Origin of the sequence: Caulobacter sp. CCNWLW153 (assembly GCF_036889365.1) — a bacterium.
Classification (GTDB): Bacteria; Pseudomonadota; Alphaproteobacteria; order Caulobacterales; family Caulobacteraceae; genus Caulobacter; species Caulobacter radicis.
On record NZ_JBAKFV010000004.1, the window covers coordinates 52,115 to 67,706 of the forward strand.

At 68.7% G+C, this 15,592-nt stretch carries 9 protein-coding genes; 3 read left to right on the plus strand and 6 right to left on the minus strand.

The annotated features are described in order from the left end of the window. Positions 1 to 99 precede the first annotated feature (99 nt). The 4 genes from V6S85_RS07855 to V6S85_RS07870 form a co-directional block, all read right to left on the minus strand. On the minus strand, positions 100 to 1,626 hold the full coding sequence (locus V6S85_RS07855; RefSeq protein WP_334348593.1) for a tryptophan halogenase family protein: 1,527 nt from the start codon (positions 1,624 to 1,626) through the stop codon (positions 100 to 102). Then, positions 1,623 to 3,131 (minus strand): tryptophan 7-halogenase, encoded by a 1,509-nt coding sequence (locus V6S85_RS07860; protein ID WP_334348594.1) that lies wholly within the window; start codon positions 3,129 to 3,131, stop codon positions 1,623 to 1,625. Before V6S85_RS07860 ends, V6S85_RS07855 begins: the two co-directional genes overlap by 4 nt. Continuing rightward, positions 3,128 to 4,660 (minus strand): tryptophan halogenase family protein, encoded by a 1,533-nt coding sequence (locus tag V6S85_RS07865; RefSeq protein WP_334348595.1) that lies wholly within the window; start codon positions 4,658 to 4,660, stop codon positions 3,128 to 3,130. Before V6S85_RS07865 ends, V6S85_RS07860 begins: the two co-directional genes overlap by 4 nt. A 95-nt stretch (positions 4,661 to 4,755) precedes the next feature. Then, a complete protein-coding gene (locus V6S85_RS07870; protein ID WP_334348596.1) occupies positions 4,756 to 8,103 on the minus strand; it encodes a TonB-dependent receptor in 3,348 nt (1,115 codons plus the stop codon). Positions 8,104 to 8,442: 339 nt separating this feature from the next. Between V6S85_RS07870 and V6S85_RS07875 the strand changes: the two genes are divergently transcribed. Next, positions 8,443 to 9,462, plus strand: a complete 1,020-nt coding sequence (locus tag V6S85_RS07875; RefSeq protein ID WP_334348597.1) for a cupin-like domain-containing protein — start codon at positions 8,443 to 8,445, stop codon at positions 9,460 to 9,462. Here V6S85_RS07875 and V6S85_RS07880 read toward each other — a convergent pair. After that, positions 9,459 to 10,448: a cellulase family glycosylhydrolase gene (locus V6S85_RS07880; RefSeq protein ID WP_334348598.1), complete on the minus strand. Its 990-nt coding sequence runs from the start codon at positions 10,446 to 10,448 to the stop codon at positions 9,459 to 9,461. The genes V6S85_RS07875 and V6S85_RS07880 overlap by 4 nt on opposite strands. Before the next feature lie 149 nt (positions 10,449 to 10,597). Between V6S85_RS07880 and V6S85_RS07885 the strand changes: the two genes are divergently transcribed. Beyond that, positions 10,598 to 11,809, plus strand: coding sequence for an ROK family transcriptional regulator (locus tag V6S85_RS07885; protein WP_116565758.1), 1,212 nt, complete (start codon positions 10,598 to 10,600; stop codon positions 11,807 to 11,809). Between the two features lie 5 nt (positions 11,810 to 11,814). Then, entirely contained in the window at positions 11,815 to 12,123 is a 309-nt protein-coding gene (locus V6S85_RS07890) for a DUF1244 domain-containing protein (RefSeq protein ID WP_116565760.1), read from the plus strand. Positions 12,124 to 12,130: 7 nt separating this feature from the next. On the opposite strand, the gene V6S85_RS07895 is transcribed toward V6S85_RS07890, so the two are convergent. Beyond that, entirely contained in the window at positions 12,131 to 15,565 is a 3,435-nt protein-coding gene (locus V6S85_RS07895) for a glycosyl hydrolase 2 galactose-binding domain-containing protein (RefSeq protein ID WP_334348599.1), read from the minus strand. Between the last annotated feature and the right edge of the window lie 27 nt (positions 15,566 to 15,592).

The window sequence follows — 15,592 nt, forward strand, 5'->3', positions numbered from 1 at the left end:
GAGCCCCGCGCCTGCGCGCTTGTTACCGCTAGCATTCGCGGGATCGCGGGCGATTTGTCAAACTGGAAGTCATACCAATTTGACAAATGGTCGGACCAATCAGGCCGGTATGCTTGCTCCCGCACGGGCGGCGCCCAGAAGGCCCGCCTTCTCGAGATAGAGGTCGTGCGGCGGCATGCCGGCCACCCGCTCGTTGATCGCCGCCCGGATGCGCCCCAGGCGCAGCCCCAGTTCCTCCGACGAGATCTTGTCGGCGACGGCGTGGTAGTCGTCGGGCAGCAGCCCCTGCCCCGCCAGGATGGCGAACCAGTTGGTCTCCTTGAAGAGCTCCTTCTGGTCGATCAGCACCTCGCCGCGCGCGCGGAACACCTCAAACCGCTGGGCCAGGCTGTCGGGCGGAACCATGTCGCGGCACCAGCGCCAGAACGGCGTGTCGTCGCGCTCGCCGACCTTGTAGTGGGCGATGATGAAGTCGCGGACCTGCTCGTATTCCAGCGCCATCTCGCGATTGAACTTGTCGACCACGAAGGGATCGAAGCCGGTTTTCGGGAACAGCGTCAGCAGCTTGGCGATGGCGGCCTGGATCAGGTGGATGCTGGTCGACTCCAGCGGCTCCAGGAAACCGCTCGACAGGCCTATGGCCAGCACGTTGCCGATCCAGCTCTTGCGGCGGCGACCGGCGGTGAACTTCAGGATCTTCGCATCGGCCAGGGCAGCGCCGTCCAGCCGCTGGCCCAGCAGGCGCACGGCCTCGTCCTCGCCGATGAAGGCGTCGCAGAACACATAGCCGTTGCCCGTGCGATGCTGCAGCGGGATGCGCCATTGCCAGCCGGCCTCGCGCGCCGTGGCCCGCGTGTAGGGGGTCAGTTCGCCGGCCCGCGCGCAGGGCACGGCGGCCGCGCGGTTGCAGGGCAGCCAGCGGCTCCAGTCGTCATAGCCCGCCCCCATCGTCTCCTCGATGAGCAGGCCGCGGAAACCCGAGCAGTCGGCGAAGAAATCGCCGCCGATCGTCCGGCCGTCGTCCAGCACCAGCCGCGAGACATGGCCGCTTTCGCCGTCCCGTTCGACGCCGGCGATCTTGCCCTCGACCCGGACCACGCCCCGGGCCTCGGCGTAACGACGCAGAAACGCCGCGTAGAGCGCAGCGTCGAACTGGAAGGCGTAGTTGATCTTGGGCAGGTTCGGCGCCGGCGGCGTTCGCATGAACCGCCCGTCCGCCGCCGCCAGGGTCTCGGCGTTGAAGGCGTCGTGCCTCCAGTCCCCGCTCTCGCGAGCCCAGCGCAGCCAGAAGTGCTGAAAGCCGACACCGTCCATGTCCGCGCCATAGAGGCCGAAGGGATGGAAGTAGCTGTGCCCCAGCCGCCGCCAGTCGACGAACTCGATGCCCAGCTTGAAGGTGGCGTTGGTCTCGCGGATGAAGACGTCCTCATCCAGGCCCAGCACCTTGTTGAACAGCAGGATCATCGGGATGGTGGCCTCGCCTACCCCGACCGTGCCGATCTGCTCGGACTCGACGAGCGTGATCGAATAGCGGCGCGTCCCGACGGTCTGGGCCAGCGCCGCGGCGGTCATCCAGCCGGCCGTGCCGCCTCCGACCACGACGATGTCGCGGATCGCCTCGCTCACGTGAACCGCAGGGGTGCGGGACCTGGCGCGGCAGGCCGCTGCGCCATGGCCGCCAGCCTGGACTCCAGCGGACGCATCCGGCCGACATCGGCGGCGATACGGCCCAGGATCTTCTGGAAGATCTGGATCTGCTCGGCCTCGCTGACGCCCTCGGCCAACGGATCATGCGCCTGCGGAATGACGCCGTGACCGATCAGGCAAGCCGCCCAGTTGGCGGGCTGGAAGGCCTCGTCCTCGCGGGTCGGCACGACGCCGCGGGCCCCGAACAGTTGCAGCTTGTAGGCCAGGTCGGCCGGCGGCTCGACGCTTCTGGCGGCCTCCCACGGCGCGCCGCCTCGGCGGTTCAGGTGATAGTGCATGGCCTGGAACTCCCGCAGGCTCCGGCCATGCGCCGCCATCGCCGCGCCGTATGCCCGCGCCTCCGGGCCGCTGTCGATGTCGGCCGGGAACAGCGTCACCAGATGGGACAGCCCGGCCTGCAGGGCGTGCATCGGCGCGGCGTCTGAGGGGTCAAGCGCAATGGCGGCGGCGCCCAGCGCCACGCAGTTGCCGATCCAGGGCCGCGTCTGCATGCCCGGCTTCAGGACCAGCGCCTCGCCCTGCCGCCAGCCCAGGGGAGAAACAGCCTCCGCCCGACGAACCATGGCCTGGGCGTCCGCGACCCTGGAGTCGTAGACCGCAAGGCCCGCCGTATGGTCCTGCAACGGATAGAGCCCAACCCAGCCGCCCTCGACGGCCTCGATGTGGGCGTAGGCCGGCAAGGTGTTCAGGCGCTGCCCCGCCAGCGGCAGCACGCGATCGAACGGCAGCCAGGCGCTCCAGGACTCGAAGCCCGCGCCGGGCATCTGGCCGATCAGGGCGCCGTCGCCGACATCGACGAACAGGTCGCCGGCCACCACCGCGCCGCCCTGGACGACCACGGCCTCGATCCGTTCGCCGGCGCGCTCGACATCGGTCACCGCGCCCTGCTCGACGCTCACGCCGTCGGCCAGCGCCCGCTGGCGAAGCAGCGCGGCATAGGCCACGGCGTCGACATGCAGGCCGACGCCCGGCGAGGACAGTCGGCCAGGATCATCGCCTTCGACGATCCGTCCCTGCTTGGCGGCGGCCGCGCCCAGGGAGAAATCCTCCAGCGCGGTCTTCAGCCCGCGCCGGCGCGCCAATACCCAATGGTGGACGAAGTCGACATAATCCACGGCATGCCCGTGGGTGTCGTAGGGGTGCAGGAAGGCCGAGCCATCGCCCGCGAAGCCGGCGAACCGCTGGCCGAGGGATGGAACGGCGCCGCAACGGCGAGCCAGTTCGACGTCCGACAGGCCCAGCAGCTGGTTCAGGTTGCCGACGGCCGGCAGCCCCGCATGGGACAGGCCCGGCGTTGGCGGCGCGGTCTCGACGGCGCGCACCACCAGGCCGCCGGCCCCGAAGGCTTTCCGCAAGGCCAGGGCCGTCAGCCACAGCGGGGCGCCGGCGCCGACCACCACGACGGTTCGCACGGGCCGGCTCATGCCATGGCCTCCGCGACCGGACGCTCGGGGATGGCGCAATGGCTGGCGACGAAGTCGGCGTGCGTCGGCATGGCCGGAACCCGCCGCGCGATCGCCGACCGCTGGCGCTCCATCTCGGCCAGGGCCTGGGGCAGCGGCACGTTGTCGACCATCCGGTCATAGCCGCCCGGCAGGACGCCCTGCCCCAGCAGCACCGAGATCCAGCTCGGCAGGGCGAAGAGGCCGTCATGATAGTTCGGCGCCACGCCGCGATGCTGGAACAGCTCCAGCTTGTGCTTCAGGCTCTCGGGGATTTCCATCTCGCGGCAATGCTTCCAGAGCTCGCCGTCGGTGCGGGTGTTGGCGTGGTAGTGCAGGATCAGGAAGTCGCGCACCCGGTCGTATTCCATGTCGACCCGGCGGTTGAACTCTTCGACCAGGGCCGGCTCGACCCGCTTGCCCGGAAACAGCTTGAGCAGGTTCATGACCGCGATCTGGACCAGGTAGATGCTGGTCGACTCCAGCGGCTCCAGGAAGCCGCTGGCCAGACCGGCGGCCATGACGTTGCGCGTCCACGAAGCGGTTCGCCGACCGGCCTTGAAGCGGATCTGGCGCGGCTCGGCCAGGGCTTCGCCGTCGAGATTGGCCATCAGGGTGGCGGCCGCCTCGTCGTCGCTGATGTAGCGGCTGGAATAGACGTAGCCGTTGCCGGTGCGGTGCTGCAGCGGGATGCGCCACTGCCAGCCGGCCTCGCGGGCGGTCGAGCGGGTGAAGGGCGTGAAACGGTCGGCGCGGGCGCAGGGCACGGCCCAGGCCCGGTCGCAGGGCAGCCAGTCGGTCCATTCCTCGAAGGGGCTGTTCAGGGTCTGGCCGATCAGCAGGCCGCGGAAGCCCGTGCAGTCGACGAAGAAGTCGCCCCTGATCACCTCGCCGGAGGCCAGGGTGATCGAGGCCACGTCGCCCGATAGCGGATCGCGCGTGACGTCGACGACCTTGCCCTCGGTGCGCTTGAGGCCCCGTCCCTCGGCCACCTTGCGCAGGTACTTCGCATAGAGGCTGGCGTCGAAGTGGTAGGCGTAGCTGTAGGTGGAATCGATCTTGTCGGGATCCGGATTGGGGAACTCGAAGCGGTCGTCCCGCGCCGCGGCGATGGCGTAGGAGAACTGCTCGATGTCGAAGTCGTGGCCCGCCAGGCGCGCCCGGTTCCAGTGATGGTGAAAGCCCGCGCCGCCGATGGCCGCGCCATGCACCCCGAACGGATGGTGGTAGGACGAGCCCTTGAAGCCCCAGTCGAGGAACTCGATGCCGAGTTTGAACGTGCCGTTCGTCTCGCGCATCATCTCGACCTCGTCGATGCCGACGAAGCGGTTGTAGTCGCGCATGGCTGGGATCGTGGCCTCGCCGACGCCGACGGTGGCGATCTCGTCGGACTCCACCAGCCGCACCCGCGCCTGATGCGGACGCAGGCCGCTGACCAAGGCCGTGCCCACCATCCAGCCGGCCGTTCCCCCGCCGACGATGACGATATCCAGGGGCGCGCTTGTTTCCATGCCGCCGTTCCCACCCATTTTCGGGCGCCGGTCGAGCGGGCCCGTCTTCTTGTGACGAAGGGGCGGACCGACGGCCCGCCCCTCCTCCAGATCGATCAGTACTTGAAGCGGAACGTCAACAGGTAACGCTTGTCGGTGCGGTTCCAGGCGTTGTCCTTCAGAAGACCGCCGGCCGACGCGTCGTTGACCTGCTGCTTGAGCACGGACTCGGTGTTCAGCAGGTTGCTGCCTTGCAGGCTGATCTCGAGGTTGTCGCTTGCGCGATACCGGATCGAGGCGTCGAGATAGCCGGCGTCGTCCTGCCAGATCGGGAAGGCCAGGCAGCAGTCCATGGCGGTCAGCAGGTACTTCGAGCGCCAGTTGTAGGCCGCCCGCACCGCCCAGCGGCCTTTCTCGTACATGCCCACGAGGTTGTAGGCGTACTTCGAGAGGCCTTCGAGCGAGTCCACCTGTACCGCCCCGTCGGCCTGGCTGAGGCCGCCGCCGCTTGTGTTGGAGCCGCCGCCGCCCGAGGCGTTGCTCAGGTTGCTGTTGGTGATCCCCTTGTTCTCGACATAGGTGAAGTTGGCCTGGATCCCGAGGCCGTCGAACGGCGCGGGCAGGAAGTCGAAGTAGCGCTGGTAGGCTGCTTCGGCGCCGCGGATCTTGGCCCCGTCGCCATTGACCGGACCACGCGTCAGCACCGTGCGGGTGACGCCGTTGACCGTGACGTCCTGGTTGAAGCCGCCGTACTGGATGTAGTCGTTGAACTTCTTGTAGAAGACCGCCAGCGAGAACGACCCCACCTCGGCGAAGTAGTGCTCGAGGCTGATGTCGATCTGGTCGGCCGTCATCGGCTTCAGGTACGGGTTGTAGGAATCCGCCGTGTAGCGAAGGTTGGCCCCGGTGATGTTGCCCGCGCTGTCCTTGACCCACAGCGGGTCATTGACGTTGTTCATGTCGGGCCCGGCCATGTTCACCTGAACATAGTTCTTCAGGTAGCCGATGTCGGGACGCGACATGGCGCGCGACGCCGCCAGGCGCAGCTGCCACTCGTCATTGAGGTCGATCTTCAGGTTGAAGCTCGGCAGCACGTTGTGGTGCTTCTGGCGCACGGTGCTGGCCGAGGCCAGCCCATCGGTGAACGCCTTGTCGTCGGCCGAGAGGTAGCACCACAGGCTCTGCGGCACGTAGGCGCCGGCGATCGGCAGACCGTCCGGCCCCATCGGACGACCGCGCGGCTGACAGACCCGAGGATCGGTCTTGCCGAAGTCGGCGTGAACGAGCGAGCCGCTGCTCTCGTTGGACGTCTCGACATAGCGCAGGCCGATGTTGCCGCTGATCCCGAAGCCGCCGATCGTGTGGTCGCGCCCGCCGAACTTCAGCATGAAGTAGGCGGCGTTGGTCTTCTCCGAGACGTCGGTGATTTCCTGCGGCAGGAAGCAGTTGGTCTCGCCGGCGCGATAGCAGACCGCCTCCCAGCGCGAGGAGCCGACGCCGGTGTTCGAATAACCGAAGGCCTTCTGGAACTTCTCCAGGTCCTTGACGAAGTCCATGCTGGCGAAGGTCAGCATGCCGGTCTTCAGCACGTCGCCGCCGAAGATGTCGTTGAACGAGCGCACGTCCGGCAGGTTGCGATCCCAGCCGCTGAAGGTGGTCGTGGGATTGCCGGCGGCGCAGTCGCCGTTGACGTTGGCGGCCGGCGCGGTGCGGTCGACGTTGTACCAGAGATAGTCGGTGCTGTTGACGCCGCCGCCGCCCTGGTCGCAGCCCCAGGCATTGGCGATGCCGCCCCAGTTATAGACGCTCCAACGCACCGTCTGTTCGCGGTCGGCATGGCGCGCGCCGACCTTCAGCGAGTCCAGCCAACCGTCGCCCAGGTCGTACTGCACGTCGATCCGCGCGGCGAACTGGTCGCCTTCGCTGCGTTCCAGGTGGTTGTTGACGTTGTTGAAGCGCCAGGCGTTCGGGTTGGCCAGGCCGCCCGGGGCGTAGTTGATGTTGGTTCCCGGCAGCACGGTCATGACGGGGTGGTCGCCCGTCGCGTCGATATTGAGGTTGGCGTAGGACACCAGGCCGACGTCGGCGTCGTAGTTCGACAGCTTGGCCTTCACCTTCTGGACGTCGAAGTTGAAGCGCAGGCGGTCGGTCGGATCCCACTTCAGATTGAAGCCCAGGTCCTGGGTGGTCTGCTTGTTGTAGTTGTAGCGGGTGGTCGCCGACAGCTCGCCGCCGCGCTGCTCGGGCGCGCAGTCGGTGCGGCCGGTCCAGCCGTAGCAGGGCTCGATAACCGGCTGGCCCGTCGAGGTCTGGCCGATCAGGTAGCCGGCCCAGTCGTTGCTGGCCGAGGTGGTGTTGCCGACCCAGCCGAGCGGCGAGGTCATGATCCCGCTCTCGAAATTGCCTTCGTCGTCGAACTTGAAGGTCGTCCCAGGCGCGGGCAGCACATAGGTATTGGCGTCGGCGTTGGTGATCTGGAAGTGCGGACCACGGTTGTAGAGGCTGAAGGCGCTGCCCTGCACCGAGCGCTCGTGCCAGATGTTCTCGTAGCTCGACTTGTTGAACTGCACCGTGGCCAGGAACTTCTGGTCGTTGTCGCGCCACTGGCCGGCGGCGGCGACGCCGTTGCGGGTGCGGTCGAACTCGGTGTGGGCCAGGCGGTACCAGGCCGGGATGTACTTGGTGCCGCCGCCGAACATGGTCACATCCTTGAAGATGCCCATGCGGCCGAACTGCGAGCTTTCCGAGATGGTGTTCAGCTCCGAATGGGCGCCGTTCACCATCAGGCCGAACTCGCCGATCTCGGTCGTCCAGCGGTTGGCGTAGATCGCCGAGACCTCGGGCGTCACCTGTTCGGACAGGTTGCCGTAGTTCAGCGAGGTGGTGATGCCGATCACCCTGCCAGCGCTGTCGAACGGCAGTCGGGTCTTCAGGTCGACCGTGCCGGCGATGCCGCCTTCGATCAGTTCGGCGGTCTGGTTCTTGTAGGTGTCGACCCCGCCCATCAGCTCGGGCGAGACGTCGCCCCACGACAGGCCGCGCGAGGAGTTGGCGCTGAAGGTGTCGCGACCGTTGAACTCCGAGCGCACCTGCGACAGGCCGCGAACGATCACGCCTGAGGGCTCGGCCGAGAAGTGGGTGGTGTCGCTGGTCGAGGCGTAGCGGTTGACGGTGACGCCCGGTACGCGCTGCAGGGCCTCGGCGACCGACTTGTCGGGGAAGGAACCGATGTCGCTGGCTGTGATGGAGTCGACGATGGTGTCGGCGCTGCGCTTGATCTGCTGGGCCGACTTCAGCGCCGCGCGCTGGCCCGTGACGATCACCGTCTCGACCTGATTGTCGGCGATCACGTCCGACGGCGAGGCCTGCGAGGCGGCCGGAGCGGTCGACACCGTCTCCTGCGCCAGCGCCGGCGCCGCGCTCAGCAGGGCCGCGACCGAAGCGCAGCCCATCCATCCGGACATGCGGATTCGCGTGGTTCTCATAGTCGTCCCCTCCCAAGGCCGCGCTCGCTCACGCAGCCCTTCAAGTGTCCGGGGCTTTCGCCCGGAGATGAGCGGTCGTGCCGCCGTTTGTGCGGGAAGGCTTGGCCAAGCGTCCTGGCGTCGCGCTTCCTCCCGTCGCGCCCGTCTCGACGCGGGCGCTTGATGTTTCATAACCGTAGCAAACGCCGGTACGCCAGCATTTTATAAAAATATTTTGTTTAATCTTTGAGCCTTGCCAACCGCTGTTGCCTGACGGACACAATCACCCTCCAGTACGCCCCGTTCGAAGGGTGACGACCTTCGAGGGGAGGCAAGCCGGTGAAGGAAATCCGCGAATCCACGGCGACCTCTCCAGAGGCGCTGAGCGCCCTGACGGCCGCCGCCGAGCCTGTCGTGATCCGCGGTCTCGTATCCCATTGGCCCGTGGTCGCGGCGGGCGGGGCTGGCCATGCTTCGCTGTTCGACTATCTGTCGCGGTTCGACGCCGGCCAGTCCGTCGCCACCGTCTTCGCCCCAGCCGAGGCCGGCGGGCGGTTCTTCTATGCCGACGACCTCGCGAACATGAACTTCCGGGGCGGACGGGCCCGGCTGCGGAAGACCTTCGACTTCCTGGCGCAGCACGCCGACGACGCCGAGCAGACGGCGCTGGCCGCCCAGTCCGTGCCGACCTGGAACGCCCTGCCCGGCTTCGCCGAGGAAAACCCCCTGCCCCTGCTCGACCCCGAGGTCGAACCGCGCGCCTGGATCGGCAATCGCGTCATCGTCGCCGCCCACCACGACCCGTTCGAGAACATCGCCTGCGTGGTCGCCGGCCGCCGCCGCTTCACCCTGTTCCCGCCCGACCAGGTGGAGAACCTCTACATGGGTCCGTTCGAGCGCACGCCGGCCGGGGCGACCATCAGCCTGGTCTCGTTCGAGGACCCCGACCTCGAGACGTTCCCCCGTTTTTCCCAGGCCCTGGAGGTCGCCCAGACCGCGGAACTGGAGCCGGGCGATGCGATCTACGTGCCGTACCTGTGGTGGCACCACGTCCGCTCGCTGGAGACGGTCAACATGCTGGTGAACTACTGGTGGAACCCGCCCAACCAGGGACGGGGCCTGGCGCGCGACGCCTTCATGCACGCCATGCTGACCCTGCGCGCCCTGCCCCCGGCCCACCGCCAGGCCTGGAAAGCGATGTTCGACCACTACGTCTTCCGCACCGAAGGCGACGCCAACGAGCACCTGCCGCCGCCGGCGCGAGGCATCCTAGGCGATCTGGACGAAGGCGCGGCCAGGGAGTTGCTGACCATCCTGTCGCGCGTGCTGGCCGAGTCCGCCGCCGCCAAGCGCAGCTAGCGGCAGCCGGAGAAGACGCGCGAGCGCCGGCTGGTCTCGCGCACACCGCCCGCCCCGTCGAAGAAACGCCTGCCCCACGGCGTCAGCCGCCGCCCGTCGAAGCGCTCGACGAGATCGAGGTCGGCGACCTCGGGCGCGTTGCCCGACCACGACCAGCCCAGATAGCCCACGCCCATGGCGCCGGAGAGATGAAAGATCGCCTCCTCGTCGACCGCCTGGCCGCGATGGTCCGGTCCGAACTCGCCGACGATCAACGGCAGGCGCGCGGCCTCGAAGGCGCGCAGGTAGCTTTCGACGGCCTGCGCCTCGCCATAGACCTCGTACATGTGGACGTCGAAGACGAGATTGCGCAGCGGATCGACGGCGAACAACTCGGCGGCCCGGTCACGCATGGTTCCCGAACTGTCCTGTCCGTAGTCGTGGGCGTCGATCACCAGGGTGTGGCGCAGGCCCAGGGCGCGCAGGGCGACGATCGCCGTGCGATGGGCCTCCAGCCACTGCTGCGGCGTGGCCGTCCCCGCCGTGGGCTCGTTGCCGATGTTGACGAGGACGTAGTCTTCCTGGCCGCGCAGGACGGGTTCGAGCTTGGTCCAATAGGCCAGCGCAGCGCCGATGTGCGCCGCCTTCGGCTCCAGGCCATAGCCTGTGGTGTCGTGCACCTCGAGGATCACCACCTGCCCCGCGCGGCGAGCCCGGGCGATGATCCTGCGCACCGCGTGCGGCGAGGTGCGCCGCCAGCGTGTTCCGTCGCTCAGAACGACCCGGACGGTGTTGGACCCCAGCTTCGCCGTTTCGCGAATAGCCTTGCCCGTGGCGCGCGGCTTCCAGGCGTGAGGCAGGTTGACCCCGCGCATGACGAAGACATCGCCGCAGGCGTCGATCAGGCGGCCGTCATGCACCGAGAAGCCGGCGAAGGCGGGCGTGGCGAGCAGGGCGAACGCGAGCCCAAGGCTTCCGGCCCAAGTCCGCACGGCATGCATCCCCATCACTGCCTCCCTGCGCAGGAAGGCGACCCTGGCGATGGCGTTGGCCGCGCGCAAGGCATAAAAGAAAACAATTTTCTTTATTTCATTCAGCGCCGCATTGGCCACCGACCTTTCGCGCGCCACGCCGCAGGTGCTAAGCCAGAGCACAGATGAGCCAGTCGCCCAAAAGCCCCGCCCGCAAGACCTCGCAAGCCGGTCCGAGCCTGTCCGGCACGAATCTGGAGCGGGCCGGCGACTACAACCAGCGGGTCACGCTGCAGTCGATCCGCATCGGCGGGGCCAAGACGAAACCCGAGATCGCGGCCCTGACCGGCCTGACCGTGCCGGCCATCACCAACATCACCAAGCGCCTGCTGGACGACGGGCTGATCGTCGAGGCCGGCAAGCTGCACGGCGGTCGCGGCCAACCGGCCATGACCCTGGCGGTCAATCCCGACGGCTGCTTCTCGATCGGCCTCAACATCGACCGCGACCACGTCACCATCCTGCTGCTCGACTTCGCCGGCCAGGTGCGGGCGCGCTCGACCTGGGAAGTGGCCTTCGCCGGCCCCGACGCGGTGGCGGAGTTCTTCGAGACCAACTGGAAGGCCTTCCTCAAGACCAAGGGCGTCGAGGCCGAGCGGATCATCGGCGTCGGCGTAGCCATGCCCGACGACATGGCCCGGGTCGACCTGCCCCATCGCCCGGCCGAATACGGCGCCTGGAACACCACCGACGTGCGCCAGCTGCTGTCGCGCCGCCACGACCTGCCGGTGACCGTCGAGAACGACGCCGCCGCCGCGGCGCTGGGCGAACTGCACTTTGGCCACGGCATGAACGCGCCCAGCTTCTTCTACGTGCTGGTCACCTCGGGCCTGGGCGGCGGCCTGGTGGTCGAGGGCGAGTACTTCCGCGGGGCCCAGGGCCGTAGCGGCGAGCTGGGCTTCCTGCCGGTGACATCGCCGCGCATCGACGTGGCCACCCTGCAGGAGGCGGTCTCGCTGTCGGCCCTGGCCCAGTTCCTCGAGAACAACGGCTTCTCCATCGCCGCCCCCGGCGACCTGGAAACGCTGCCCCAGAAGGGCCTGGAGGCCGTCGAGGCCTGGATCGACCTGGCCGCCGACCTGCTGACCGGGCCGACCGTTGCGATCAGCTGCCTGATCAATCCGCAGGCCGTCTACATCGGCGGCCGCCTGCCCGAGAGCCTGGTCGACCGCCTGGCGGCCGCTCTCGAAACCAAGCTCGCCGGCGTGCCCGGCGTACCCGCCCTCGCTCCGGTTCAGCGCGCGGCCCTGGCCGCCGACGCGCCGGCCATGGGCGCGGCCATCCTTCCGATCATCGAACGCCTGCTGCCTTCGCGGGCGGCCCTGCAGAAGACCTGAAGACCATGACCGTCGAGATCGACGACCGCCTCGCCGCCGCCGCCTTCCGCCGCCTGGTCGAGCACCTGCGCATGCGCACCGACGCCCAGAACGTCGACCTGATGGGCCTGGCCGGCTTCTGCCGCAACTGCCTGGCCGACTGGGTCGAGGAGGCCTCGGACGGCGCGCTCGACAAGAACGCCGCCCGCGAGGCGATCTACGGCATGCCCCAGTCCGAGTGGAAGACAAGGCACCAGGCCCCCGCCACGCCCGAACAGCTGGCCCGCATGGAGGCCAGCGTGGCGCTGAACAAGCAGTTGCGCGGCGAAGGCTAGGCCGCCCCTAGCGCACCGTCGCCACGCTGGGCGTCACGTTCCAGCCGCGCAGGGCGACCTTCGCGCCTTTCCCTGCCCCGGCCGGGTAGCGGACCTCCACCGTCCGCGCCTCGCCCGGCAGCAGCGAGACATAGTTGTCGGAATAGTAGGCCGGCAGGATGCGGCCTCCCTTGGCGTCGACCAGCGTCAGCTTGGTGTTCAGGGCGGGCGCGGCGCCCTTGTTTACCAGGGTGACGGCGACCACGGCCTCGCCCTTCTTGACCCTTCCGGATCTGGCCGACACCGTCACGGGCTGGGCCGCCATCTGCGACAGCCGTCGCTCGCCGGCGTCGTCGGCCCCGACCCAGTATAGGTTTCGCGACACCACCACGCCGTCTGGGGCCGCAAGGTCGAGGCGGACCACGGCCGCCTCCCCGCTCTTCAGGCCAAGGTCGAGCGTGCGGCCGGGCGCGACAGCGTTGGCGGCGACGTCCACCGTGTCGGTCTGGTCGGACAGCACCTTGCCCGACAGGTCGAGCACCCGTGTCCGCAACCTGGCGCCAGCGATGGGCGCGGTCGTGTTGTTGACCACCGCCAGGGCGTGGTCGGCCAGGCTCATCTGCGCGTGGACGGGCTCGGCGGCGGCCTTGGTTCCGTAGAAGGCGCCGTGGGTGTCGTAGTCATGGCTGAGGATCTGCCACATGGTCGAGGGCCAGGCCGGCTGGGTCATCCAGAGCAAGCGTCCCGACGACCTGGTCCAGAGCTCCTGGTTCATGCCCTCGAAGATCGCCCGGTGCGTCTCGTAGTTCATCAGCTGGGCCTTGCGCTCGAAGTCTTCGAGGCTGGTGGGCGCGCCCAGCTTGGCGGCCATGGCGTCGGTGAAGGTCTTGGTCGCGCCGTTACCGGTGGGGTGCCAGTCGTGATAGGCCCACGTGTCGCTGATCGGCCAGCGATCGGGCGCTGGCACGGCGGCCGAGAACGCCTCCAGCGTCGGGAACGACGGCGTGCCGACCTCGACCGAGAAGCCCTTGGCGTGCTCGGTGAAATAGGTCTCCGGCTCACGGTAGTTGTAAGGCCCGCTGTTCTGCAGGTTCACCCGGTTGGAGCTGCCGGTGTACCAGCGCGTGCCGTCCAGGTCGTGGACCAGCGCCTCCAGGCCCTCGTTGAGGATCGGATGCGGCACGCCCTCGTTGCGCCCGAACCACAGCACGATCGAGGGGTGGTTGCGGTAGCGCTTGATGACGTCGGCGGCGTTGTCCAGGAACAGCGGCACGTCCTGGGGCTCGAGCTGGTAGTCCTGGGTCGAGGCCCAGAAATCGTTGAGCACCAGCAGGCCGTACTCGTCGGCGAGGTCGTAGAACGGCTCCTCGGTATTCTGGCCCACCCAGTTGCGGATGGTGTTGAGCCCCGCCTCCTTGTGCAGGCGGAAATAGGGTTCCAGCCGCTCGCGCTCGATGCGCTTGCGCCAGTCGTCCGTGCCCCAGTTGCCGCCGCGCGCGGCGATCTTCACGCCGTTGACCTTCAACACCAGATGCGGCGAGAGGCCCGTCTCGGGTACGTCGCGCACCGCCGACGAGGTCTCGCCCTGCGCCGTCAACGAGGTCGCCCAGCCGTCCACCACCTTGCGGATGCCCTCGTGGCTGCCGTCGGTGACGTCCTGGCCAAGCTGCCGGGCCTTGCTGAAATCGACCTCGACCCGGCGCAGATGGCCGGTCGGGTTCATCAGCGAGAGCTCGTAGGTCACCTGGCGGATGCCGAACCGCAGGCGCTTCTCGTCCGAGACCTGGCCGTCGACCGAGGCGGTCAGGGTCAGGTCGTGCAAGGCCTGCTCGCCATAGCCGTTGGGCCACCAGAGCCTGGGGTTGGCCACCGCCAGTTGCGGAAACTCGGCCGGCGTCAGGCGCACGGTCGAAGCGCCGGGCGGCACGGTAACAGTCTTGGAAGCGGAGACACGGTCGAAGGTCGCCGTCACCGCCGCCTGCACCGCCCGGTCCGACAGGTTCTCGACCGGAGCGAGGATCTCGATGTCGGCCAGGCTGTTGTCGGGCTTGCCAGCCACTTGGGGCAAGGTGGTGACCACCTGCGGGTCGCCCAGGCGCGCATCGCCCGACGCCTCCAGCACCACGTCCTGCCAGAGGCCGGTGTTGCGGTCGCGGACGCTGGGGATCCAGTCCCAGCCCTCGCTGGCGACGAAGGTCGGGCCGTCCAGGGCCATCATGCCGCCGTTCTCGCCGACGCCGGCGGTCAGCGACTCCTCGTGCGCCAGCCCCGGATGCGGCGGCGGCGAGACCTTCACGGCCAGCACGTTGCCGGTCGGCTTGAGCTTGCCCGCCACGTCGAAGCGGCCGCGCACGAAGGCGCCCTTCATGTCGCCCAGCCTCGTACCGTTCAGCCACACCTCGGCGGCGTAGTTCACGCCCTTGAAGGTCAGGCGCGGGCGCTTGCCGGCGACGGCGGCGGGCGCATCGAAGGTCGTCCGGTACCAATAGGCCTGCCTGTTCAGGCTCTCCGGGATGGCGGTGTTGTTGAGGCCGTAGTCGGGGTCGGGATAGACGCCGCGATCGACCAGGGTGGTCAGGACCGTGCCGGGCACCGTGGCGGCGTACCAGCCCTTGGCGTCGAAACCAGCCGACGAGATCGCCGCGCCGCTTTCCGGCGCCTTGGGAGCTTCGACCAGGCTCCAGCGCTTCAGCGTCCAGGCGCCGGGGCCGGCCTCGACCAGGGCCGGGCCCGCATAGGCGGGCTTGGCGACCGGAGCCGATATCGCCCCCTTCCCTTGCGGGCGCGTCCAGGCTTCCTGCGGCGTCACCTGACCGGCCTGCTGGCGCACCTGCACCGGCCAGGTCGGGCTGCCGGTCTCGAACACGGTCAATGGATCGAGCTTGCGGGCGGCGAGGGCCCGAACCTCATTCTCCGAGAGCGCGCGAGCCTCGGCGCGGAAGCCGGCGACCTGTCCGGTGAACGGCGCGAACCCGGCGGCCTTGCGCGGTCCCAGCGCGACCATGGCCGGCGTCGCGGCGGCGGGCGCGGCGCCCTGGGCCTGCGCCTTGCCGTCGACATAGAGCGTGACCTTGGCGCCGTCCGAAACGGCGGCGACGAAACGCCAGTCGCCGGGACGAGGCGCATCGCCGCCCTTGATCTGGGTTCCCGAGGTCACGACGGCGAAACCGTCGGGTCCGACCGCCAGGAAGCGTCCGCTGGCGACGTCGCCGATCCCGGCCGCCAACGCCTGGCCTGACTGCACCTCCGAGACCCTGATCCAGCCCGACAGCGACCAGGGCGCGCCGGCCGGCAGGGTCTGGTCCGCCGCGGCGCCGGCCAAAGGTCGCGACAGGCCGTCGCCGCCGGCCGGGAAATCGGCGTTGTAGGGTCCCCAGCCTTGGGCGGACGCCGTCAGCGGCGCCAGCAGGGCCAGGGCGCAGCCGGCGACCAGGACGGATTTCGAGCGGCTCTTCATCCTCATCGTTTCCTCCGCGCGCGGCTTGGTCGC

Excerpts from the sequence above, each read along its gene's own strand:
- V6S85_RS07860 (WP_334348594.1), bottom strand. The coding sequence starts at position 3,131 with ATGAGCCGGCCCGTGCGAACCGTCGTGGTGGTCGGCGCCGGCGCCCCG.
- V6S85_RS07865 (WP_334348595.1), bottom strand. The coding sequence starts at position 4,660 with ATGGAAACAAGCGCGCCCCTGGATATCGTCATCGTCGGCGGGGGAACG.
- V6S85_RS07870 (WP_334348596.1), bottom strand. The coding sequence starts at position 8,103 with ATGTCCGGATGGATGGGCTGCGCTTCGGTCGCGGCCCTGCTGAGCGCG.
- V6S85_RS07880 (WP_334348598.1), bottom strand. The coding sequence starts at position 10,448 with ATGGGGATGCATGCCGTGCGGACTTGGGCCGGAAGCCTTGGGCTCGCG.
- V6S85_RS07885 (WP_116565758.1), top strand. The coding sequence starts at position 10,598 with ATGAGCCAGTCGCCCAAAAGCCCCGCCCGCAAGACCTCGCAAGCCGGT.
- V6S85_RS07890 (WP_116565760.1), top strand. The coding sequence starts at position 11,815 with ATGACCGTCGAGATCGACGACCGCCTCGCCGCCGCCGCCTTCCGCCGC.
- V6S85_RS07895 (WP_334348599.1), bottom strand. The coding sequence starts at position 15,565 with ATGAGGATGAAGAGCCGCTCGAAATCCGTCCTGGTCGCCGGCTGCGCC.